General features: G+C 60.2%; 1 pseudogene. It reads right to left on the bottom strand.

Annotated features, from left to right (window positions below):
* Positions 1–845, bottom strand: a pseudogene (locus ABRP86_RS11515) (IS3 family transposase); the annotation flags it as partial.

Raw genomic sequence — 845 nt, 5'->3', positions numbered from 1 at the left:
TTGCCCAGAGGTATAGACGCTGCCATGATCGGAGTGGAAAATCGCCCCGTCAAGGTTGCCTCGGACCCCGTGGGCCATCGTGAGAGCTTCTTCGACCAACTCCGTGCGCATGTGGTCGGCGATCGCGAAACCGGTCAACTGCCGCGAATAGCAGTCGATGACGGTGGCCAGGTACATATTCGACCCGTCCGCGATCGGCAGGTACGTGATATCGCCGACGTAGATGGTGTTCGGTTTCTCCGCGGTGAACCGGCGTTTCAGCAGGTCGGGCAACTTCGGAGCCCGTTTCGCAGACACGGTGGTCTTCACCCGGCGTTTTTTGGTGTAGCCGAACAGGCCCATCTGGCGCATCAACCTGGCGGTGCGCTTGTGATTGAAAAGGTCGTCGTTGGCTGGATCGGAATTGATGGCCGCCGTCACGCGTTTCGCCCCGTAACAACCGTTCTCGGCCGTGAACACGGCCTTGATCCTCGCTCCCAGCACCGCGTCGTCAAGGACGCGTCGCCGGCGGGCAGGAGCAGCTGATTTCCATTTGTAATACGAGGACCGGTTGATCTTCAAAACCTCACATAACCGCTTGACCTCGTAGAGGCCTCGGTTGTCATCAACGAACCGGAAGCGGTTCACCAGTTCGTCTCTTCCGCGAAATATTTGGCCGCCTTGCGGAGGATCTCTCGTTCCTCCCGGAGCTTGGCGTTTTCGCGTTCCAGCACGCGGATGCGTTCGGCGTCGGAGAGTCCTTCAGCAGGCGTGCGTGCGCTGTTGGCTGCGGCAATGGGGCTGGCGACTTTTTCACCGTTGGCGTTGGTTTTGGTGCCGGTGCCGAAGGCGTCGAGCCAGGTGCG

This window comes from Corynebacterium sp. KPL3927 (assembly GCF_040225835.1).
Lineage (GTDB): Bacteria > Actinomycetota > Actinomycetes > Mycobacteriales > Mycobacteriaceae > Corynebacterium.
The sequence above is the reverse complement of the archived record's forward strand: the minus strand, read 5'-3'. Positions and strand labels throughout refer to the sequence as shown.